Genomic DNA, 20,881 nt, shown 5'->3' on the forward strand with positions numbered 1-20,881 from the left:
CGGATGAACACGCATTTCCGCTGGACCCAGTTGCTGCCGCTCGTCGCGGTTGCCGCGCTCGCGGGCATCACCTGGTGGCTGCTGCAGGCCACGCTGCCGCCGCCCGGCGAGGGCACCGTGCAGCCGAAGCGCCACACGCCCGACTATTTCGCCGACAACTTCTCGGTCACCGAGCTCGACCAGTCGGGCGCGACCCAGTACCGGCTGACGGCCGCGAAGCTGATCCATTACGAAGACACCGAAGACAGCGACCTGACCGATCCGGCCATGCGCGCGTTCCAGCCCGGCAAGCCGGTCGTGACGACCACCTCGAAGCGCGGCACCGTCAACGGCGACGTGTCGATCGTCGATTTGTACGACGACGCGCGTATCCTGCGCGCGGCCGGCGGCGGCGATCCGCAGATGCAGGCTGATTCCCAGCATTTCCGGATCTTCGTCAATGACGATGTGATCCAGACCGAAAAGCCGGTTAAACTTCAGCGCGGCCTGTCGCTCGTCAACGCGACCGACGGCATGAAGTACAACAACGTCACCCGGGTCATCGAGCTTTACGGCAACGTGCGCGGCACGATCGCCGCGCAGGACACGTCCGGCGGCTCGAAAGGTCAACCCAAGTGACGCATCCCTCACGTGACTGCATGAACGAATCGTTCCCTCGACAGATTTCCGGCGGCGCTGCGCGCGCCGTCCGCGCCGCGCTTGCCGCGACGCTCGTGGCGCTCCCGCTGGTCGGGCTGGCGCCGCTCGCCCATGCCGAGAAGGCCGACCAAGGCAAGCCGATCAACGTCGAGGCCGACAACCTGACCTATGACGACCTGAAGCAGGTCACGGTCGCAACCGGCAACGTCGTGATCACGAAGGGCACGATCATCATCAAGGGCGATCGCGTCGAAGTGCGCCAGGACCCGGAAGGCTATCAGTACGCCACTTCGTTCGGCAGCGGCAAGAAGCACGCGACGTTCCGCCAGAAGCGCGAAGGCCTCGACGAGTACATCGACGGCGACGCCGAGCGCATCGACTACGACGGCAAGCAGGACCTGACCACGCTGACCACCGCCGCGACCGTGCGCCGCCTGCAGGGCACGTCGACCGTCGCCGATACCGTGCACGGCAGCGTGATCACGTACGACGGCCAGCGCGACTTCTACACCGCGAAGGGCGGCAAGGACGTCGCCGCGCCGGGCAACCCGAACGGCCGCGTGCGCGCGATGCTGTCGCCGAAGAACGGCGGCCCCGCGCCGCTGAACGGCGCGCCGGCAAAGCTGTCGCCGTCGACCACGATCCAGGGGGCGCCGGGCCAATGAACGCGCTACCGAACCGCCAGCCGGCCGGCACGACGAGCTCGCTCGTCGTCCGCAACCTGAAGAAGCGCTACGGCTCGCGCACGGTCGTCAAGGACGTGTCGCTCGACGTGAAAAGCGGCGAAGTCGTCGGCCTGCTCGGCCCGAACGGCGCCGGCAAGACCACGTCGTTCTACATGATCGTCGGCCTGGTGCCGCTCGATGCCGGCGAGATCTCGCTGAACGGCAGCTCGATCAGCCTGCTGCCGATCCACAAGCGCGCGTCGCTCGGCCTGTCGTACCTGCCGCAAGAAGCGTCCGTGTTCCGCAAGCTGACCGTCGAGGAGAACATCCGCGCGGTGCTCGAGCTGCAGCACGGCGAAGACGGCAAGCGGCTGTCGAAGGACGCGATCTCGTCGCGCGCCGAAGCGCTGCTCGACGAGCTGCAGATCGGCCACCTGCGCGAGAATCCCGCGCTGTCGCTGTCGGGCGGCGAGCGGCGCCGGGTCGAAATCGCGCGCGCGCTGGCCACCAACCCGAACTTCATCCTGCTCGACGAACCGTTCGCCGGCGTCGACCCGATCGCGGTGCTCGAGATCCAGAAGATCGTCAAGTTCCTGAAGCAGCGCAACATCGGCGTGCTGATTACCGATCACAACGTCCGCGAAACGCTCGGCATCTGCGACCACGCGTACATCATCAGCGACGGCTCGGTGCTCGCCGCCGGTGCGCCGAGCGAAATCATCGAAAACGAAAGCGTACGCCGCGTGTACCTCGGCGAACACTTCCGGATGTAACTCCTCCTCGTGGCTGGCTGCACCCCGCCCGGCGTCGCCGCGCGGGGCCGCGCCCCGCTTCGCGGCCATGCCCGCGGCCGGGCGGCGCGCCGCGCGTAATCGCGGATGGCTCAACGCGCCTGGGTCGTGGCAAACTGCCGGTATGACTCCCTCCTTGCCATGAAAGCCAGCCTTCAACTCCGCCTGTCGCAACATCTGGCGCTGACGCCCCAGCTACAGCAGTCGATCCGGCTCCTGCAGTTGTCGACGCTCGAATTGCAGCAGGAAGTCGCGATGGCCGTCGCGCAGAACCCGCTGCTCGAGAACGACGATGAATGGATCGCGAGCCCGCTGCGTGTTGCTGCGGACGGATCGCTGATCGCGCAGACGCCTCCCGCGCAGAACACCGAGCCCGTCGCGGCCAACGGCAGCAGTTCGTCGAGCGATCGTGCCGAGCGCGACGAGCCGGCCGGCGCGGACGAATACGACGGTTATGCTTCCGGCGACGGCAACGACGGCCCGCAGTGGAACCTCGACGAATACGGCCGCTCGAGCGGCGCATCCGACGACGACGACCTCCCGCCGCTGCAGGTGCAGGAAGCGGCGACGTCGCTGCGCGACCACCTTTCCGCGCAATTGCGCGTCACGCAGGCCGGCCCGCGCGACCGCGCGCTCGTAATGTTCCTGATCGAATCGCTCGACGACGACGGCTACCTGACCGCCACGCTCGATGAAGTACTCGCCGACCTGCCGCCCGAGCTGGAAATCGACTGCGACGAACTGAACGCGGCGCTCGCGCTGCTGCACAGCTTCGATCCGGCCGGTGTCGGTGCGCGCTCGGCGTCCGAATGCCTGAAGCTCCAGCTGCTGCGCCTCGATCCGTCCCCGACACGCACGCTCGCGCTCGAGATCGTGTCGCAGCATCTCGAACTGCTCGCCGCCCGCGACTTCACGCGGCTGCGCAAGCACCTGAAGGCGAGCGACGACGCGCTGCGCGACGCGCACACGCTGATCCGCTCGCTGGAGCCGTTCCCCGGCGCCGCGTACGGCAAGGCCGAGGCCGACTACGTCGTGCCCGACATCATCGTGAAGAAGGCCGGCCAGGGATGGCTCGCGGAGCTCAACCCGGAGGTCGTGCCGCGCCTGCGGATCAACAACCTTTACGCGAACATCCTGCGCAACAGCCGCGGCGATCCGTCGGCCGGTTCGCTCAAGCAGCAGCTCCAGGAAGCACGCTGGCTGATCAAGAACATCCAGCAGCGTTTCGACACGATCCTGCGTGTCGCGCAGGCCATTGTCGAGCGTCAAAAGAACTTCTTTGCGCACGGTGAAATTGCCATGCGCCCCTTGGTTTTGCGGGAAATAGCTGATACGCTGGGCCTACACGAGTCGACTGTCAGCCGTGTGACAACCGGGAAGTACATGCTGACCCCGTTCGGGACGCTTGAATTTAAGTACTTCTTCGGATCTCACGTCTCGACCGACACCGGTGGCGCCGCTTCGTCGACAGCCATCCGAGCCCTCATCAAGCAACTGATAGGAGCTGAAGACCCTAAATCGCCACTTTCGGACAGCCGCATTGCCGAGCTGCTGGCAGAACAGGGATTCGTGGTCGCGCGCCGCACGGTTGCGAAGTATCGCGAAGCCCTCAAGATCCCGGCAGTGAATCTGCGCAAGTCTCTTTAAGCCTGCTGCCTGCCCGGCGGCAGGCGTGTCCCGACCACCGCGCACACGGGGAACAGGCCGGGCGACCTGTCCGCGATACGCCGCCTTCGTGCGGCACGGGCAAGTCGACCGGAGCGCCGCCTCGATGCGGCCGGGTGGTCACTCGCTTGGAGAAGTACTATGAACCTGAAGATCAGTGGACATCATCTCGAAGTCACGCCTGCAATTCGCGAATACGTGATCACCAAGCTGGACCGGGTGCTACGGCATAGCGATCAGGTGATCGATGGCACTGTGATCCTCTCGGTCGACAACCACAAGGAAAAGGACAAGCAGCAGCGCGCGGAAATCAACCTGCACCTGAAGGGCAAGGACATCTTCGTCGAAAGCGCGAACGGTAACCTGTATGCAGCGATCGACCTGCTGATCGACAAGCTGGACCGCCAGGTCGTCAAGCACATGGAGCGTCTGCAAACGCACGCGCACGACCCGATCAAGCTTCAACCGTCGATCGACCAGATCGAACTGCCGCCGCAGTAACCTTCCCTGCAACACACACGTCGCCCGGTTCGCCGGGCGTTTTTTTTGCGACTCCGCGCAGGGGTGCAACCGGTCCTTCCGCGCTGCGCCACGCACGCGGCTGTGCTCTATAATGTTCCGGTTATCGCCGGGGGGCGCTGGATGCGGTAGCTGCCTTGCAGGTTGCCGATGCCGAACGCCTTGATATCGCCGAACATGGATAATCAGTCTGCCGCCGCAAGGAGACCCCAGGCCGCCCAATCGCCTGCCAACATGAATCGCCTAGCCAAAATCCTGCCCATAGAGAACGTCGTCATCGACCTCTCAGTCACCAGCAAGAAACGCGTGTTCGAACAAGCCGGGCTGATGTTCGAGAATCAGAACGGCATCGCCCGCAGCACCGTCACGGACAACCTGTTCGCGCGCGAGCGCCTCGGCTCGACCGGGCTCGGCGAAGGCGTCGCGATTCCGCACGGGCGCATCAAGGGTCTCAAGCACCCGCTCGCCGCGTTCGTCCGGCTCGCCGATGCAATCCCGTTCGAAGCCCCCGACGGCCAGCCGGTCGGTCTCCTGATCTTCCTGCTCGTGCCCGAGCAAGCCACCCAGCAGCACCTCGAGATCCTGTCGGAAATCGCGCAACTGCTGTCCGATCGCGACGCGCGCGAGCGTCTGCACAACGAAACGGATATCGCCGAGTTGCATCGCCTGCTCACTCAGTGGCAACCTTGAGTTGATCCGGGCGGAATATTTTCCCGTACGCGGCGGCACACGCCGCCGTTCAGGGCCGCCCGGCGCCGGCCCGGCATGGCGACGTCCGTCGCCGCGCGCACGCACCGGCCCATTGGAGTGACGAGAGTCATGGATACGTCCAGCATCAACGCCCAGAGCATCTTCGACGACAACGCGGCCACGCTGAAACTGAGCTGGCTGACGGGGCATGAAGGCTGGGAGCGCGGTTTTTCGGCCGACACCGTCGGCAATGCAACCTCGAGCGCCGACCTCGTCGGCCACTTGAACCTGATCCACCCGAACCGGATCCAGGTGCTCGGCGAAGCCGAAATCGACTACTACCAGCGACAAACCGACGAAGACCGCTCGCGCCACATGGCCGAGCTGATCGCGCTCGAACCGCCGTTCCTCGTCGTCGCCGGCGGCGCCGCGGCGCCGCCCGAGCTCGTGCTGCGCTGCACGCGCTCGTCGACCCCGCTGTTCACCACGCCCATGTCGGCCGCCGCGGTGATCGACAGCCTGCGGCTCTACATGTCGCGCATCCTCGCGCCGCGCGCGACGCTGCACGGCGTGTTCATCGACATCCTCGGGATGGGCGTGCTGCTGACCGGCGATTCGGGCCTCGGCAAGAGCGAGCTCGGCCTCGAGCTGATCAGCCGCGGCCACGGCCTCGTCGCCGACGACGCGGTCGATTTCGTCCGACTTGGCCCCGATTTCGTCGAAGGGCGCTGCCCGCCGCTGCTGCAGAACCTGCTCGAAGTGCGTGGTCTGGGCCTGCTCGACATCAAGACGATCTTCGGCGAAACCGCCGTGCGGCGGAAAATGAAGCTGAAGCTGATCGTCCAGTTGGTTCGGCGCCCTGACGGCGAATTCCAGCGCCTGCCGCTCGAAAGCCAGACGGTCGACGTGCTCGGCCTGCCGATCAGCAAGGTCACGATCCAGGTCGCGGCCGGCCGCAACCTCGCGGTGCTCGTCGAGGCGGCCGTCCGGAACACGATCCTGCAGTTGCGCGGAATCGACACATTGCGCGATTTCATGGATCGGCAACGACTCGCGATGCAAGATCCCGACAGTCAGTTCCCCGGCAAACTGGTGTAACCGCACGCGCCGGCCACGCCACGCCGACGCGTCGAGCCGGTGCTATGATGAAACGTCAGGATTCTCTGCTTCCCATGCGCATCGTCCTCATCACCGGCATCTCCGGCTCAGGCAAGTCCGTCGCGCTGAACGCGCTCGAAGACGCAGGCTATTATTGCGTCGACAACCTGCCGCCGCACGTGCTCCCCGAACTCGCCCGCTACCTCGGCGAGGATGGCCAGCGCCGGCTCGCGGTCGCGATCGACGCGCGCTCGAGCGCGTCGCTCGACGAAATGCCCGGCCTGATCCGCGAGCTGTCGCGCGAGCACGACGTGCGCGTGCTGTTCCTCAACGCGAGCACCCAGGCGCTGATCCAGCGCTTCTCCGAGACGCGCCGCCGCCATCCGCTGTCCGGCTCGCTGTCGCACGATGCGGACGTCGGCCTGCTGTCGTCGCTCGAGGAAGCGATCGAGCGCGAGCGCGAGCTCGTCGCGCCGCTCGCCGAATTCGGCCACCAGATCGACACCAGCACGCTGCGCGCGAACGCGCTGCGTACTTGGGTCAAGCGCTTCATCGAGCAGAAGAACAACGACCTGATGGTGATGTTCGAATCGTTCGGCTTCAAGCGCGGCGTGCCGCTCGACGCCGACCTGATGTTCGACGTGCGCGCGCTGCCGAATCCGTACTACGACCACGAGTTGCGCCCGCTCACCGGGCTCGACCAGCCGGTCATCGCCTTTCTCGACGCACTGCCGATCGTCCACCAGATGATCGACGACATCCATGCGTTCCTGATGAAATGGCTGCCGCACTTCCGCGATGACAACCGCAGCTACCTGACCGTCGCCATCGGCTGCACGGGCGGCCAGCATCGGTCGGTGTTCATCGCGGAAACGCTCGCCGCGCGCCTTGCGCACGACGCGAACGTGATCGTGCGGCATCGTGACGCGCCACTGGATGTCGACGCGTCGTCGCGGCTCGTCTCCGAGGTCGACCGACCCTAGCGACGCCCGCCCCAACGCCCGCGCGCCATGTCCTCCCTATCGACCACCCTGATCGACCTGCCGCTGTTTCCGCTGCACACGGTGCTGTTCCCGGGGGGCCTGCTCCCGCTCAAGGTGTTCGAGGCGCGCTATCTCGACATGGCCCGCGCGTGCCTGCGCGACGATGCACCGTTCGGCGTGTGCCTGCTGAAGAGCGGGCCGGAAGTCGCGCAGGACGGCGCCGTGTCGGTGCCCGAGACCATCGGCTGCATGGCGCGCATCACCGAATGCGATACCGGTGAATTCGGCATGCTGTACCTGCAGGCGGTCGGTACGCAGCGTTTCGAGCTGTTGTCGTACCGCGTCGAAGGCAACGGGCTGCTGGTCGGCATCGCGGAGCCGCTGCCGGACGACATCCCGCTCGAAGGCGAGCAGGCGCTCGCGCAGTTCGGCTCGTGCGCCGAGGTGCTCGAGCGCATCATCGACGCGCTGAAGAAGTCCGATCCGCAGAAGATGCCGTTCGGCGAACCGTTCCGGCTCGACGATCCGAGCTGGGTATCGAACCGTCTCGCCGAACTGCTGCCGCTCGACCTGCGCGCGCGGCAGAAGCTGATGGAGTTTCCGGACGTCGGCGCGCGCATCGATGCCGTGCATCACGTGCTCGACCGGCACGGCTGGTTATAGCGAGCGCGGGACCTGTCGCTTTGCCTGAGTTATCCGGGAGAGGGCATCCAACGAGGGGCTTCCTTCCGGGCGAAAAGCCGGGCCGGCGAGTTCCGAATCGCCCCCGACGGCCCCTTCGCGCCAGCCAACCCAGGGCGACTTCCGTCCGCACGAAAAACCACGAGCGTCCGACGTTTCCCTGAAAGCGCGGCATGCGCCGCGCCCCTCCCCCTTCGTTACAGCAGCGGCCCGCTCAGCGCATCGAGCAGCTTGCGCACGGGCGCCGGCACGCCATACGCGTCGAGCCGGCTCAGCGGCACCCAGGCGGTGTCCGCGTCCCGCGCGCCGGAAGGCAGCCCGCCGCCGTCGGTCATGTCGCTCAGCCGCGGCTCGATCTCGAGCCGGAAATGCGTAAACGTGTGCGTGAGCGGCGCGAGCGGCACCGTGCCGCCGCCACCGAAGCCGCGTGCGAGTTCCGCGAGCGCGGCGTCGCCGTCCGCTTGCGGCAGGCTCCACAGGCCGCCCCAGATGCCGGTCGGCGGCCGCCGCTCGAGCAGCACCGCGTCACCGTCGCGCAGCACGAGCATCCAGGTCTTGCGGGTCGGCACGGCCTTCTTCGGCCGCGCGGCCGGCAGTTCGCGCTGGCGGCCCGTCGATTGCGCGACGCAGTCGCCCGCGAACGGGCAGCGCGCGCAATCGGGCTTGCCGCGCACGCACAGCGTCGCGCCGAGATCCATCAGGCCCTGCGTATACGCACTCACGTCGGCCGCGTTCGCGGCGTCGGGCAACAGCGATTCGGCGAGCGCCCACATGTCGTTCTCGACGCGCTTCTCGCCCGGAAAGCCTTCGACGCCGAACACCCGCGCCAGCACGCGCTTCACGTTGCCGTCGAGAATCGTCGCGCGCGCGCCGTACGCAAACGACGCGATCGCCGCGGCCGTCGAACGGCCGATGCCCGGCAATTCGGCCAGCGCGTCAGGCGTCGCCGGAAACGCACCGCCGTGCTCGGCGACGACGACCTGCGCGCAGCGATGCAGGTTGCGCGCGCGCGAGTAGTAGCCGAGCCCCGCCCAGAGCGCCATCACGTCGTCGGTCGGTGCGGCCGCGAGCGCGGCGACGTCGGGGTAGCGTTCGAGAAAGCGCGTGTAATACGGGATGACGGTCGATACCTGCGTCTGCTGCAGCATGATTTCCGACAGCCAGATCCGGTACGGATCACGGGTGTTCTGCCACGGCAGATCGTGGCGGCCATGCTCGCGCTGCCACGCGACCAGGCGCGTGGCGAACGTGCGATGCAGCGGCGTGACGGGGAACGGAGCGGGGGCGATGCGGGGCGGCTTCAAGTGATCTAATTGTGGAAAAAGGTTTCAACGCTGGCAGGTCGGGCAGAAATAGGTCGACCGCTGGCCCTGCACGATCTGGCGGATCGGCGTGTTGCATACGCGGCATGGCTGGCCCGCACGGTCGTAGACGAAGCAGTCGAGCTGGAAATAGCCGCTTTCGCCGTTGCTGCCGACGAAATCGCGCAACGTGCTGCCGCCTCGCTCGATCGCGTCGGCAAGCGTCGCGCGCACCGCGTCGGCCAAACGCTCGTAGCGCGGCAGCGACACCTTGCCGGCGGCCGTCGTCGGCCGGATGCCGGCGCGAAACAGGCTCTCCGACGCATAGATGTTGCCGACGCCGACGACCATGTCGCCCGCGAGCAGCGCCTGCTTGACCGACACGGTCCGGCCGCGCGTGCGCGCATGCAGCAGCGCGCCGGTGAACGCCGGCGAGAACGGCTCGACGCCGAGGCTCGCGAGGAGCGGATGCGCATGCACGTCGCCCGCTTCGCGCGGGTGCCACAGCACCGCGCCGAAGCGGCGCGGATCGCGGAACCGCAACACGAATTCGTCGAAGATCCAGTCGATGTGGTCATGCTTCGCGGCGACCGGCACGCCAGCCGCGGGCAGCACGCGCAGCGTGCCCGTCATGCCGAGGTGCACGATGAACCAGCCCGCGTCGACCTCGAACAGCAGATACTTGCCGCGACGCTCGACGGCGAGCACCTCGCGCGCGCGCAACTGCTCGGCGAGCCCGGCCGGCACGGGCCAGCGCAGCATCTCGGTACGGACGTCGACACGCTCGACGCGGCGGCCCGCGACAAAGGGCGCGATGCCCCGGCGCGTGACTTCGACTTCTGGCAACTCTGGCATGTTTTGCGGGTCTGAGACTGGATTCACGATCGTGCGTGTATTGTAGCGAGCGCGTTACAATCGGTTGAAACATCGAACGGATTTCCATGACCTTGCCCTCGAAGCTGCTTCAGAAGCGTCCCGCCGCCGTGCGCGGCGCGCGCGCCTTCCCGGTCCGCCGTGCACTCGGCGCCGCGCTGTTTGCCGCCTGGACCCTCACCGCCTTCCCGGCCCACGCGCAGGATCCGGCATCGGACGACGCGGAGTCGCAGGGCGCGTTCGAGCATGTGATGCCGGACGAGAAAAAGGATCTCCCCGGCGTTCCGCTGACGAGCCAGATCGTCTACCAGGTGCTCGCCGCCGAGGTCGCGCTGCAGCGTAACCAGCCCGCGCCGGCCTACCAGACCTACCTCGCGCTCGCCCGCGACACGCGCGATCCGCGCATGGCGCAGCGTGCGACCGAAATCGCGCTCGGCGCGCAGAGCCCGGCCGACGCGCTGTCAGCGGCGAACCTGTGGCGCCAGTACGCACCCGATTCGAATCGCGCGTCGCAGGTCGACGCCGCGCTGCTGGTGCTCGCCGGCAAGCCGGCCGACGCGCAGCCGATGCTCGCGCGCGAACTGGCACGGGCGACCGGCGAGACGCGCGGCCCGGCGATCCTCGCGCTGCAGGCGCTGCTCGTGCGCGGCTCCGACCGCGTCGGCGGCCTCGCGGTGCTGAAGGACATGCTGAAGAACGACCTGAACCGGCCCGAAGCGCAGCTCGCGATCGCACGCCAGCAGCTCGCGGTCGACGACAAGGACGGCGCTGCGCAGTCGCTGAAGCAGGCGCTGCAGCTCCGCCCCGACTACCTGCCGGCGGCCTTGATGCTGTCGCAGATGGGGCCGGCGGAACGCGCGGCGGGCATCACGTCGTTCGAGAAGTATGTTCAGCAGAATCCGAAGTCGCGCGATGCGCGGCTCGCGCTGTCGCAGCTCTATCTCGCCGACGATCGCCTCGACGACGCGCAGAAGCAGTTCGAGACGATGCGCAAGCTCGACGCGAAGGATCCGACGCCGCTGATGGCGCTCGCGCTGATCAAGATCCAGCAGAAGAAGCTCGACGAAGCGACCGGCTACCTGAAGCAGTATGTCCAGCTCGGCGACAAGCAGCCGAACCTCGACGTCGGCCAGGGCTACATCTACCTCGCGCAGATCGCGATCGACCAGAACAACGACGCGCAGGCGTCGCAGTGGCTCGACAAGGTCGACCAGACGAGCCAGCACTACCTGCCCGCGCAGATCACGCGCGCGCAGCTGCTGCAGAAACAGGGCAAGACCGACGAGGCGCGCAAGGTGCTCGACGACCTGCCGATCACGGATCCGCGCGATGCGGCCGTGGTCGCACGCACCGACGCGTCGATCCTGTTCACCGCGAAGCGTTACCCGGAAGCCGAGGCACGGCTCGGGCAGGCGGTCCAGGACTTCCCCGACGATCCCGACCTGCGCTACGACTACGCGATGGCGGCCGAAAAGACCGGCCACTACACGACGATGGAAAAGCAGCTGCGCGAGCTGATCCGCACGCAGCCCGACAATCCGCAGGCGTACAACGCACTCGGCTATTCGCTCGCCGATCGCAACCAGCGGCTCCCCGAAGCCAGCAAGCTGATCGACAAGGCGATGACGCTCGCACCGAACGACGCGTACATCATGGACAGCCTCGGCTGGGTGAAGTACCGGATGGGCGATACGGCCGGCGCGGCGAAGGTGCTGCGACGCGCGTACGAACTGCAGCCGAACGCCGAGATCGGCGCGCATCTCGGCGAAGTGCTGTGGAAGAGCGGCGCGCAGGACGATGCGCGTTCCGCATGGCGTGACGCACAGAAGCTCGAGCCGGACAACGACACGCTCGTGCAGACGCTGAAACGCCTCCAGATCAACGGTCTCTGATGCAGATATGCAGATGTTCCCGACGTTTTCCCTGTCCTTCCGCGCGCAGCGCACGCTGGCCGCAGCCGGCACGGCGCTCGTGCTCGCCGGCTGCGCGAGCACGCCGCCGTCGGCCAGCGCGCCAACCGGCGCGGCGCTGCAGACTACCGCCACGCACGCTTACCATGGCCGCTTCGCGGTGCGGTACGACGACCGTCTCGGCAATCCGCAGAACGTGTACGGCAACTTCGACTGGCAGGAGCACGGCGACGACGTGTCGCTCGAGCTGCGCAGCCCGCTCGGCCAGACGCTCGCGGTCGTGAAGTCGACGCCGCAGGCGGCATCGCTCGAATTGCCGAACCATCCGACGCAATATGCGCCGGACGTCGGCGACCTGATGCAGAAAACGCTCGGTTTCGAACTGCCGCTCGCGGGCCTGCGCTACTGGCTGCTGCCGACCGCCGCGCCCGCCACGCCCGCGCAGACGGTGCGCGATCCGGCCGACGGTACGCGCGTCAAGCAGATCCGCCAGGACGGCTGGACGATCGACTACCTTGCCTACGCGGATGCCCCGGCCACGGGCGTCAAACGCGTCAACCTCGTGCGCGCGACACCGCCGCTCGACATCAAGCTCGTGCTCGATCAGTGAGCACTGGCCCAGCCCAGACATACGCATGACCGATTCGACCCGCTCGCTGCGCAACTGCCTTGCGCCCGCGAAACTCAACCTGTTCCTGCACATCACCGGCCGCCGCCCGAACGGCTATCACGATCTGCAGAGCGTGTTCCAGTTGCTGAACTGGGGCGACACGCTGCACTTCACGCTCCGCGACGACGGCCGCGTCGCACGCGTCACCGACGTGCCCGGCGTGCCCGAGGAAAGCGATCTCGTCGTGCGCGCGGCCGACCTGCTGAAAGCGCATACGGGCACCGCGCACGGTGTCGACATCGAGATCGACAAGTGCCTGCCGATGGGGGCCGGCCTCGGCGGCGGCAGCTCCGACGCGGCGACGACGCTGCTCGCGCTGAACCGCCTGTGGCAACTCGACCTGCCGCGTGCCGAACTCCAGTCGCTTGCGGTAAAACTCGGCGCTGACGTCCCGTTTTTTATTTTTGGAAAAAATGCATTCGCAGAGGGTATCGGAGAAGAATTAGCTGAGGTACAATTGCCGACTCGCTGGTTCTTGGTTGTAACGCCCCGCGTTCACGTCCCAACCGCTGAAATATTTTCAGATGAGTTGTTGACAAGAGATTCGAAGCGCGTCACAATTACGGACTTTCTTGCACAGCAAAGCAGCGACGCGGGATGGCCAGATAGTTTCGGTCGGAACGATATGCAGCAAGTTGTGACAAGTAAGTACGCGGAAGTTGCGCAGGTGGTCAAATGGTTGTATGATGTGACCCCCGCGAGGATGACCGGCTCCGGAGCAAGCGTGTTTGCAGCGTTTCGCAGCAAGCATGAGGCAGAAGCGGCGCAAGCCAAGCTGCCCACCGGCTGGAACGGTGCAGTTGCCGAGAGCCTGAACGAGCATCCGCTCTTCGCTTTCGCGTCATGAAGTTTTACTTTGCCGAACGGCCTACACAAGTTCGGTGAAGTTATCAGTTAAGTGTAGGGGAGTCGCCAAGTTGGTCAAGGCACCGGATTTTGATTCCGGCATGCGAGGGTTCGAGTCCTTCCTCCCCTGCCAAAAATTTTCCCGCATTTCCCGCCTAAGCCCGAAGCAGGTGCACGATGAGCAGCCATGACGGCCTGATGGTTTTTACTGGCAACGCGAATCCCGCGCTCGCCCAGGAAGTCGTCAAGATCCTTGGAATTCCCCTCGGCAAAGCAATGGTCAGCCGTTTCTCCGACGGCGAGATCCAGGTCGAGATCCAGGAAAACGTGCGTGGCAAGGACGTCTTCGTCCTGCAATCCACGTGCGCACCGACGAACGACAACCTGATGGAACTGATGATCATGGTCGATGCGCTCAAGCGCGCATCCGCCGGCCGGATCACTGCAGCCATCCCCTACTTCGGTTACGCCCGTCAGGATCGCCGCCCGCGTTCGGCGCGTGTCGCGATCTCGGCGAAGGTCGTCGCGAACATGCTGGAAATCGCCGGCGTCGAGCGGATCATCACGATGGATCTGCACGCCGACCAGATTCAAGGCTTCTTCGACATCCCGGTCGACAACATCTACGCAACGCCGATCCTGCTGGGCGACCTGCGCAAGCAGAACTACCCGGATCTGCTCGTCGTGTCGCCGGACGTCGGCGGCGTGGTGCGTGCCCGGGCACTCGCGAAGCAGCTCAACTGCGATCTCGCGATCATCGACAAGCGTCGCCCGAAGGCGAACGTCTCCGAAGTGATGAACATCATCGGTGAAGTCGAAGGCCGCACCTGTGTGATCATGGACGACATGGTCGATACGGCAGGCACGCTCTGCAAGGCCGCACAGGTGCTGAAAGAGCGCGGCGCGAAGCAGGTCTTCGCCTACGCGACGCACCCGGTGCTGTCGGGTGGCGCAGGCGACCGCATCGCCGCCTCGGCACTCGACGAGCTGGTCGTCACCGACACGATCCCGCTGTCGGCCGAATCGCTCGGCTGCTCGAAGATCCGTGCACTGACGAGCGCGAGCCTGCTGGCCGAAACGTTCTCGCGGATCCGCCGCGGCGACTCGGTGATGTCGCTGTTCGCGGAATCCTGATCGCGAATCGACTGAACAAAGCATGCGCAGAAAGCGAAGCGGCAACGCTTCGCTTTTTGCACAATCGGACGGGATAGACGAAACCCCGTCCGTTTCATCGGGGGCCGCAATCTGACGGCCCCGTTTTACTGCCTGGTCGCGGGCAGCCATTGGAGAATCACATGAAAGTCGTCGCTTTCGAGCGCCAAGAGCAAGGTACGGGTGCGAGCCGCCGCCTGCGCAACGCTGGTAAGACCACGGGTATCGTTTACGGTGGCGAAGCAGCCCCGCAAAAGATCGAACTCGATCACAACGCCCTGTGGCACGCCCTGAAGAAGGAAGCTTTCCACTCGTCGATCCTCGACCTCGAAGTGGCTGGCCAGTCGCAACAGGTTCTGCTGCGCGACGTGCAATACCACCCGTTCAAGCAACTGGTGCTGCACGTGGACTTCCAACGCGTTGACGCGAAGAAGAAGCTGCACACGAAGGCTCCGCTGCACTTCCTGAACGCTGAAATCAGCCCGGCCGTGAAGCTGTCGAGCGCGATCGTTTCGCACGTCGCGACGGAAATCGAAATCGAGTGCCTGCCGGCTGACCTGCCGGAGTTCCTCGAAGTCGACCTGTCGAAGATCGAAGCCGGTCAATCGCTGCACGCGAAGGACATCACGCTGCCGAAGGGTGTCACGCTGGTCGCGCACATCGACGCGGAAAACCCGGTTGTCGCATCGGCGACGGTCCCGGCTGGTGCCGTGTCGGACGCAGCAGAAGGCGAAACGCCGGCTGCCTGAGCGGGCTGCCCACGCGCCCCATCGATCCGTTTCTCGAAACGGTCGACGCAACCCGCCGCGGCTTGCCCGGCGGGTTTTTCTTTTTCTGCGCCCAGGCGGCCGTTGCCGCCTTCGAAACGTCATGATCAAACTGATCGTCGGCCTCGGCAATCCCGGGGCGGAATACACCGCGACGCGCCACAACGCCGGCTTCTGGCTGATCGACCAGCTCGCCCGCGAAGCCGGCACGACGCTGCGCGACGAGCGCCGCTTCCATGGCTTCTACGCGAAAGCGCGCCTGCACGGCGAAGAAGTCCACCTGCTCGAGCCGCAAACCTACATGAACCGCTCCGGCCAGTCGGTCGTCGCGCTCGCGCAATTCTTCAAGATCCTGCCCGACCAGATCCTCGTCGCGCACGACGAGCTCGACCTGCCGCCCGGCACCGTGAAGCTGAAGCTCGGCGGCGGCAGCGGCGGCCACAACGGCCTGAAGGACATCACCGCCCACCTGTCGTCGCAGCAGTACTGGCGGCTGCGGATCGGCATCGGCCATCCGCGCGACCTGATTCCGGAAAGCGCGCGCGCCGGCGCGAAGCCCGACGTCGCGAACTTCGTGCTGAAGCCGCCGCGCCGCGAGGAACAGGACGTGATCGACGCGTCGATCGAACGCGCGCTCGCCGTGATGCCGATGGTCGTCAAGGGCGAACTCGACCGCGCGACGATGCAGCTGCATCGCAACTGACCGCATCGCACCGCTCCGGTGCATCGAGCCGTCCGGCGCCGCCGGGCGGCCCCGCCCGCCCCGCCCTGCGCGCACATGCGGTAATCTGGTCGCTTTGCCCGACAGGAGCCAAGCGGTGAGCCGTTACTGGAGCGACATCGTTCAGCAACTCGTGCCTTACGTGCCGGGCGAGCAGCCCGCGCTCGCACACCCCGTCAAGCTGAACACCAACGAGAATCCCTATCCGCCGTCGCCGCGCGTCGTCGCGGCAATCGCACGCGAACTCGGCGAGACCGGCGACACGCTGCGCCGCTATCCCGACCCGGTTGCGCGCGCGCTGCGCGAAACGGTCGCGGCCCATCACCGCATCAAGCCCGAGCAGGTGTTCGTCGGCAACGGCTCCGACGAGGTGCTCGCGCACACGTTCCAGGCGCTGCTCAAGCACGACCGGCCGCTGCGCTTTCCCGACATCACGTACAGCTTCTACCCGACCTATGCGCGCCTGTACGGCGTCCAGACGTCGATCGTGCCGCTCGCGGACGACTTTTCGATCCGTGTCGACGACTATCTCGACGACGCCGGCGGCGTGCTGTTTCCGAACCCGAACGCACCGACCGGGCGCGCGCTACCGCTCGCTGACGTCGAGCGGATCGCAGCAGCGAATCCGTCGTCGGTCGTCGTGATCGACGAAGCGTATGTCGACTTCGGCGCGCAGTCCGCGATGACGCTGATCGACCGCTACCCGAACCTGCTCGTCGTCCACACGACGTCGAAGGCGCGCTCGCTCGCGGGCATGCGCGTCGGCTTCGCGTTCGGCGATGCCGCGCTGATCGACGCGCTGAACCGCGTGAAGGACAGCTTCAACTCGTACCCGCTCGACCGGCTCGCGCAAGTTGCCGCGCAGGCCGCCTATGAAGACACCGACTATTTCAATGCAACCTGCCGGCGCGTGATCGACAGCCGGACACGTCTGACGCATGCGCTCGACGCGCTCGGCTTCGACATCGTGCCGTCGGCCGCGAATTTCGTGTTCGCGCGCCATCCTGCGCACGACGCGGGTGCGATTGCGGCGAAACTGAAGGAACGGGAGATTTTCGTACGGCACTTCCGGCTGCCGCGGATCGACCAGCACCTGCGCATCACCGTCGGCACCGACGCCGAATGCGATGCGCTCGTCGCGGCGTTGCGCGAGCTGCTGGCCTAAAACGGAAGAACCGGCGCCGGGCGGCGCCGATCCGGATGCGTGACGGGCGTGCCGAAGGACTCGAGCGCGCGCGTCACCGCGGGGTCACGACGCGTCGTCGCCCTTTTCGGCCGTCAACGCGTGATACTTCTCCATCAATTGCGCGTGCGATTCGTCATGCTGCGGATCGCGCGGAATGCATTCGACCGGACACACCTGCTGGCACTGCGGTTCGTCGAAATGGCCGACGCACTCGGTGCACTTGTTCGGGTCGATCACGTAGATGTCCGGGCCCATCGAAATCGCGCCGTTCGGGCACTCGGGCTCGCACACGTCGCAATTGATGCACTCGTCGGTAATCATCAAAGCCATACTGATCTCACTTCTTCAGGCCGACGGCCGGCTTCGCAACGAAACCGGCCGGCGCCGCATCACGCGGCAGGGCCTCCGATCGCAGCGACTTTCTCGGTCAGCCACTTCTCGACGGACGGGAATACGAACTTGCTGACATCGCCGCCCAACTGCGCGATTTCGCGCACGATCGTCCCCGAGATGAACTGGTACTGATCGGACGGCGTCATGAACATCGTCTCGACGTCGGGCAGCAGGTAGCGGTTCATCCCCGCCATCTGGAACTCATATTCGAAATCGGACACGGCGCGCAGGCCGCGCACGATCACGCGCGCATTGTTGGTGCGGACGAAATCCTTCAGGAGGCCGGTGAAACTCATCACCTTCACGTTCGGATAATGGCCGAGCACCTCGTTCGCAATCGTCAGACGTTCTTCGAGCGAGAAGAACGGCTTTTTCGCGCGGCTGTCGGCCACACCGACCACCAGCGTATCAAAAATGCTCGACGCACGCCGCACGAGGTCTTCGTGCCCGCGCGTCAGCGGATCGAACGTACCGGGATACACGGCGACTACCATGTCGCTCCTCCTGTCATCACGCAAACGGGATGGCAGCCGTGCGATGCACACGCCGCTGCCGAGATGGGCTTGCGTCGCCTTTGCGGCGCGCCGCCTCGTATGGAACGCGCATTATTCATCATTTTCGCGCCGCAGCAAATGATAGTGAACCGCACCGGCCTTGCCGTGCTTCACGACCTCCCAGCCGGCGAGTGCGTCGTGCGCGGCGGGATCGAGCTCGGCCCCCGTCTCGACGTACAGCGCACCGCCCGCCGCGACGAGCGGCGCCGCCAGCGCAATCGCGCGCTCGAGCACGGCCAGATCGTCGAACGGCGGATCGAGGAACACGACATCGAACGCGCCCGGCGTGAGCCCGGCCGCGAGCCGCAGCGCGTCCGCCTCCGCGACCTCGACCGCACGTGCACCGAGCTTGTCCTTGATCGCACGCAGCTGCTGCGCCGCGCGCGGATGGCGCTCGACCATCACGACGCTCGCCGCGCCGCGCGACGCCGCCTCGAAACCGAGCGCACCGGTGCCGGCGAACAGGTCGAGGCAACGCCGGCCTTCGAGATCCTGGCCAAGCCAGTTGAACAGCGTCTCGCGTACGCGATCGGGGGTCGGCCGCAGGCCGTCCAGATCGAGCACCGCGAGCGGCGTGCGTTTCCAGTCACCGCCGATGATGCGGATCGTGTGCGGCTTGCCGCGGCCAGAAGGGGCCGCCGGGCGGCCGGGAGAGGAACGGGACATACGGAATATCGACGACGGAGGGACCGGGCGCGCGCGCGGGCGCACCGCTAAACAGGCGCACGTTACCACAGCGGCGATGCGCGCTGGCGCGAGCGCCACGCCGCACTGATAAAATGCATGGTTTCGGCCGCCGTGCGCCGCGCCCGCGCGAACGCAGAACGGCCCGTCCGGTGCCCGCCCCTGGCGGCGGCCGCCCTCTTCCCGACGTCAGACCATGTTCAGCTTCTTCAAACGATTCAAGAAAACGCAGGAGCCCGATCCGGCGGAGTCGCAATCGGCCGACGCGCAGCAAACGGACGAACCGTCCGATGCGCCCGCGGTCGAGGCCCCGCCCGCGGCCGACGTGCCGCAAGCGCCCGCGCAACCGGCCGCGCCGGCCGTCGTGATGACGGTCACGCCGACCAACGACGGCCGCGACGAAGTCGTCGAGACGGTCGAAATCGTCCCGCCGCCGCTGCAGGACGCCACCGCGAAGAAATCGTGGCTCGCGCGCCTGAAAACGGGGCTCGCCAAGACGGGCTCGAGCATCACCGGCGTGTTCGTCAACACGAAGATCGACGAGGATCTGTACGAGGAGCTCGAAACCGCGCTGCTGATGTCCGACGCGGGCGTCGACGCGACCGAGTACCTGCTCGGCGCGCTGCGCGAAAAGGTGCGTGCGGGCCGCCTGACCGACCCGCAACAGGTGAAGGCCGCGCTGCACGACCTGCTCGTCGAGCTGCTGACGCCGCTCGAGAAATCGCTGATGCTCGGCCGCGCGCAGCCGCTCGTGATGATGATCGCCGGCGTGAACGGTGCGGGCAAGACGACCAGCATCGGCAAGCTCGCGAAGCACCTGCAGAGTTTCGACCAGTCGGTGCTGCTGGCCGCGGGCGACACGTTCCGCGCGGCCGCGCGCGAACAGCTGGCGGTCTGGGGCGAGCGCAACAACGTGACGGTCGTGCAGCAGGAAAGCGGCGATCCGGCCGCGGTGATCTTCGACGCGGTCAGCGCCGCGCGCGCGCGCAAGATCGACGTGATGATGGCCGACACGGCCGGCCGCCTGCCGACGCAGCTCCACCTGATGGAAGAGCTGAAGAAGGTGAAACGCGTGATCTCGAAGGCGCACGACGGCGCGCCGCATGAAGTGCTGCTGGTGATCGACGCTAACACCGGCCAGAACGCGCTCACGCAGGTGAAGGCATTCGACGACGCGCTCGGCCTCACCGGCCTCATCGTCACGAAGCTCGACGGCACCGCGAAGGGCGGGATTCTCGCCGCGATCGCGCGGCAGCGCCCGGTGCCGGTCTACTTCATCGGCGTCGGCGAGAAGGTCGAGGACCTGCAGCCGTTCAGCGCGGTCGAATTCGCGGACGCGCTGCTCGGCTGAACACCGCGGGCACGCATCGCACAGGGCGCCTTCGGGCGCCCTTTTTTCATGCGCGCCCGGTCATGCACGGCCCGGGCACGCCGCGCTCATTCGGCGTCGGGCTGCGCGCCGGGCTCGGCGGCCTTGAACGCATCGAGCGTCGACGCATGGTCGACGATCCGCTGGATCGTCGGATAGCGCGTCGTATCGATCGAGAAGCGGTTCGCATTGAACACCTGCGGCACGAGGCACACGTCGGCAAGCGTCGGCGTGTCGCCGAAGCACAGCTTGCCGGTGCGCGGATCGCTCGCGAGACGCGTCTCGAGCGTCTCGAAGCCCGCCTCGATCCAGTGCCGGTACCACGCGTTCTTCGCCTCCTCGGGCACCTGCAGCGTATGCTTCAGGTACTTCAGCACGCGCAGGTTGTTGAGCGGATGGATTTCGCACGCGATCTGCAGCGCGACCGCGCGCACATACGCGCGATCGACAGGCTGCTTCGGCAGCAGCGCCGGCTCCGGATGGGTTTCCTCGAGATACTCGATGATCGCGAGCGACTGCTGCAGCGTCGCGTCGCCGTCGGTCAGCGTCGGGACGACCGCATCCGGATTCAGCGCGCGGTATGCGTCCTTCAGTTGCTCGCCGCCGTCGCGCAGCATGTGCACGGGGACATAGTCGAACGGCAGCTGCTTCAGGTTCAGGGCGATCCGCACGCGGTACGACGCGGAACTGCGGAAATAGCTGTAAAGCTTCATGGGATGTCTCT

The 20,881-nt window shown here is 66.4% G+C and carries 23 protein-coding genes and 1 tRNA gene; 18 read left to right on the top strand and 6 right to left on the bottom strand.

Features of this window, described 5'->3' with window-relative positions; all coding sequences use genetic code 11:
- Positions 1-3 precede the first annotated feature (3 nt).
- From lptC to CFB47_RS16070, 9 genes are all read left to right on the top strand, one after another.
- Entirely contained in the window at positions 4-618 is a 615-nt protein-coding gene (gene lptC / locus CFB47_RS16030) for an LPS export ABC transporter periplasmic protein LptC (protein ID WP_089441038.1), read from the top strand.
- 20 nt (positions 619-638) lie between these two features.
- Positions 639-1,304 (top strand): lipopolysaccharide transport periplasmic protein LptA, encoded by a 666-nt coding sequence (gene lptA / locus CFB47_RS16035; protein WP_089426349.1) that lies wholly within the window; start codon positions 639-641, stop codon positions 1,302-1,304.
- Complete coding sequence (lptB, locus tag CFB47_RS16040; RefSeq protein ID WP_011353224.1) at positions 1,301-2,077, top strand: LPS export ABC transporter ATP-binding protein; 777 nt, start codon at positions 1,301-1,303, stop codon at positions 2,075-2,077. Before lptA ends, lptB begins: the two co-directional genes overlap by 4 nt.
- A gap of 159 nt (positions 2,078-2,236) precedes the next feature.
- Positions 2,237-3,742 carry an RNA polymerase factor sigma-54 gene (locus CFB47_RS16045; protein ID WP_089441040.1) on the top strand — a complete coding sequence of 502 codons (1,506 nt, stop codon included), beginning with the start codon at positions 2,237-2,239 and terminating at the stop codon, positions 3,740-3,742.
- A 159-nt stretch (positions 3,743-3,901) separates the two neighbouring features.
- A complete protein-coding gene (gene hpf / locus CFB47_RS16050) occupies positions 3,902-4,261 on the top strand; it encodes a ribosome hibernation-promoting factor, HPF/YfiA family (protein ID WP_006477786.1) in 360 nt (119 codons plus the stop codon).
- 168 nt (positions 4,262-4,429) lie between these two features.
- Positions 4,430-4,969: a PTS sugar transporter subunit IIA gene (locus CFB47_RS16055; protein ID WP_011353226.1), complete on the top strand. Its 540-nt coding sequence runs from the start codon at positions 4,430-4,432 to the stop codon at positions 4,967-4,969.
- A gap of 129 nt (positions 4,970-5,098) precedes the next feature.
- Positions 5,099-6,067, top strand: coding sequence for an HPr(Ser) kinase/phosphatase (gene hprK / locus CFB47_RS16060; RefSeq protein WP_011353227.1), 969 nt, complete (start codon positions 5,099-5,101; stop codon positions 6,065-6,067).
- 74 nt (positions 6,068-6,141) lie between these two features.
- Complete coding sequence (gene rapZ, locus CFB47_RS16065) at positions 6,142-7,050, top strand: RNase adapter RapZ (protein WP_089441041.1); 909 nt, start codon at positions 6,142-6,144, stop codon at positions 7,048-7,050.
- Positions 7,051-7,077: 27 nt separating this feature from the next.
- Complete coding sequence (locus CFB47_RS16070) at positions 7,078-7,713, top strand: LON peptidase substrate-binding domain-containing protein (RefSeq protein ID WP_089441042.1); 636 nt, start codon at positions 7,078-7,080, stop codon at positions 7,711-7,713.
- A 215-nt stretch (positions 7,714-7,928) separates the two neighbouring features.
- Here CFB47_RS16070 and mutY read toward each other — a convergent pair whose 3' ends face one another.
- The gene (mutY, locus tag CFB47_RS16075; RefSeq protein ID WP_089456953.1) at positions 7,929-9,035 is read right to left on the bottom strand and encodes an A/G-specific adenine glycosylase; all 1,107 of its coding nucleotides are present in this window, start codon (positions 9,033-9,035) and stop codon (positions 7,929-7,931) included.
- Between the two features lie 24 nt (positions 9,036-9,059).
- On the bottom strand, positions 9,060-9,887 hold the full coding sequence (gene mutM / locus CFB47_RS16080; RefSeq protein WP_046544386.1) for a bifunctional DNA-formamidopyrimidine glycosylase/DNA-(apurinic or apyrimidinic site) lyase: 828 nt from the start codon (positions 9,885-9,887) through the stop codon (positions 9,060-9,062).
- Between the two features lie 86 nt (positions 9,888-9,973).
- Between mutM and CFB47_RS16085 the strand changes: the two genes are divergently transcribed.
- The 8 genes from CFB47_RS16085 to hisC all read left to right on the top strand — a co-directional run bounded on the left by CFB47_RS16085 (position 9,974) and on the right by hisC (position 17,136).
- Positions 9,974-11,797, top strand: a complete 1,824-nt coding sequence (locus tag CFB47_RS16085; protein ID WP_089456955.1) for a tetratricopeptide repeat protein — start codon at positions 9,974-9,976, stop codon at positions 11,795-11,797.
- Between the two features lie 7 nt (positions 11,798-11,804).
- Positions 11,805-12,425 (top strand): lipoprotein insertase outer membrane protein LolB, encoded by a 621-nt coding sequence (lolB, locus tag CFB47_RS16090; protein ID WP_089456956.1) that lies wholly within the window; start codon positions 11,805-11,807, stop codon positions 12,423-12,425.
- A gap of 25 nt (positions 12,426-12,450) precedes the next feature.
- Positions 12,451-13,332, top strand: coding sequence for a 4-(cytidine 5'-diphospho)-2-C-methyl-D-erythritol kinase (gene ispE, locus CFB47_RS16095; RefSeq protein WP_089461661.1), 882 nt, complete (start codon positions 12,451-12,453; stop codon positions 13,330-13,332).
- A gap of 55 nt (positions 13,333-13,387) precedes the next feature.
- Positions 13,388-13,464, top strand: a tRNA-Gln gene (locus tag CFB47_RS16100).
- Between the two features lie 44 nt (positions 13,465-13,508).
- The gene (locus CFB47_RS16105) at positions 13,509-14,465 is read left to right on the top strand and encodes a ribose-phosphate pyrophosphokinase (protein ID WP_089441046.1); all 957 of its coding nucleotides are present in this window, start codon (positions 13,509-13,511) and stop codon (positions 14,463-14,465) included.
- A 161-nt stretch (positions 14,466-14,626) separates the two neighbouring features.
- On the top strand, positions 14,627-15,232 hold the full coding sequence (locus tag CFB47_RS16110) for a 50S ribosomal protein L25/general stress protein Ctc (RefSeq protein WP_089441047.1): 606 nt from the start codon (positions 14,627-14,629) through the stop codon (positions 15,230-15,232).
- A gap of 121 nt (positions 15,233-15,353) precedes the next feature.
- Complete coding sequence (pth, locus tag CFB47_RS16115; protein ID WP_006477776.1) at positions 15,354-15,953, top strand: aminoacyl-tRNA hydrolase; 600 nt, start codon at positions 15,354-15,356, stop codon at positions 15,951-15,953.
- Positions 15,954-16,068: 115 nt separating this feature from the next.
- Positions 16,069-17,136 carry a histidinol-phosphate transaminase gene (hisC, locus tag CFB47_RS16120; protein ID WP_089456957.1) on the top strand — a complete coding sequence of 356 codons (1,068 nt, stop codon included), beginning with the start codon at positions 16,069-16,071 and terminating at the stop codon, positions 17,134-17,136.
- Between the two features lie 84 nt (positions 17,137-17,220).
- On the opposite strand, the gene CFB47_RS16125 is transcribed toward hisC, so the two are convergent.
- The 3 genes from CFB47_RS16125 to rsmD form a co-directional block, all read right to left on the bottom strand.
- The gene (locus CFB47_RS16125) at positions 17,221-17,487 is read right to left on the bottom strand and encodes a YfhL family 4Fe-4S dicluster ferredoxin (protein WP_069248899.1); all 267 of its coding nucleotides are present in this window, start codon (positions 17,485-17,487) and stop codon (positions 17,221-17,223) included.
- Positions 17,488-17,546: 59 nt separating this feature from the next.
- The gene (gene coaD, locus CFB47_RS16130; protein ID WP_039346084.1) at positions 17,547-18,044 is read right to left on the bottom strand and encodes a pantetheine-phosphate adenylyltransferase; all 498 of its coding nucleotides are present in this window, start codon (positions 18,042-18,044) and stop codon (positions 17,547-17,549) included.
- 111 nt (positions 18,045-18,155) lie between these two features.
- Entirely contained in the window at positions 18,156-18,770 is a 615-nt protein-coding gene (gene rsmD / locus CFB47_RS16135; RefSeq protein WP_089456958.1) for a 16S rRNA (guanine(966)-N(2))-methyltransferase RsmD, read from the bottom strand.
- 214 nt (positions 18,771-18,984) lie between these two features.
- Here rsmD and ftsY point away from each other — a divergent pair, with 214 nt between their 5' ends.
- Complete coding sequence (ftsY, locus tag CFB47_RS16140; protein WP_089461662.1) at positions 18,985-20,139, top strand: signal recognition particle-docking protein FtsY; 1,155 nt, start codon at positions 18,985-18,987, stop codon at positions 20,137-20,139.
- Positions 20,140-20,225: 86 nt separating this feature from the next.
- Here ftsY and maiA read toward each other — a convergent pair whose 3' ends face one another.
- Positions 20,226-20,870 carry a maleylacetoacetate isomerase gene (gene maiA / locus CFB47_RS16145; protein ID WP_089461828.1) on the bottom strand — a complete coding sequence of 215 codons (645 nt, stop codon included), beginning with the start codon at positions 20,868-20,870 and terminating at the stop codon, positions 20,226-20,228.
- Positions 20,871-20,881 lie beyond the last annotated feature (11 nt).

Source organism: Burkholderia sp. AU27893 (assembly GCF_002223205.1).
Taxonomy (GTDB): Bacteria; Pseudomonadota; Gammaproteobacteria; order Burkholderiales; family Burkholderiaceae; genus Burkholderia.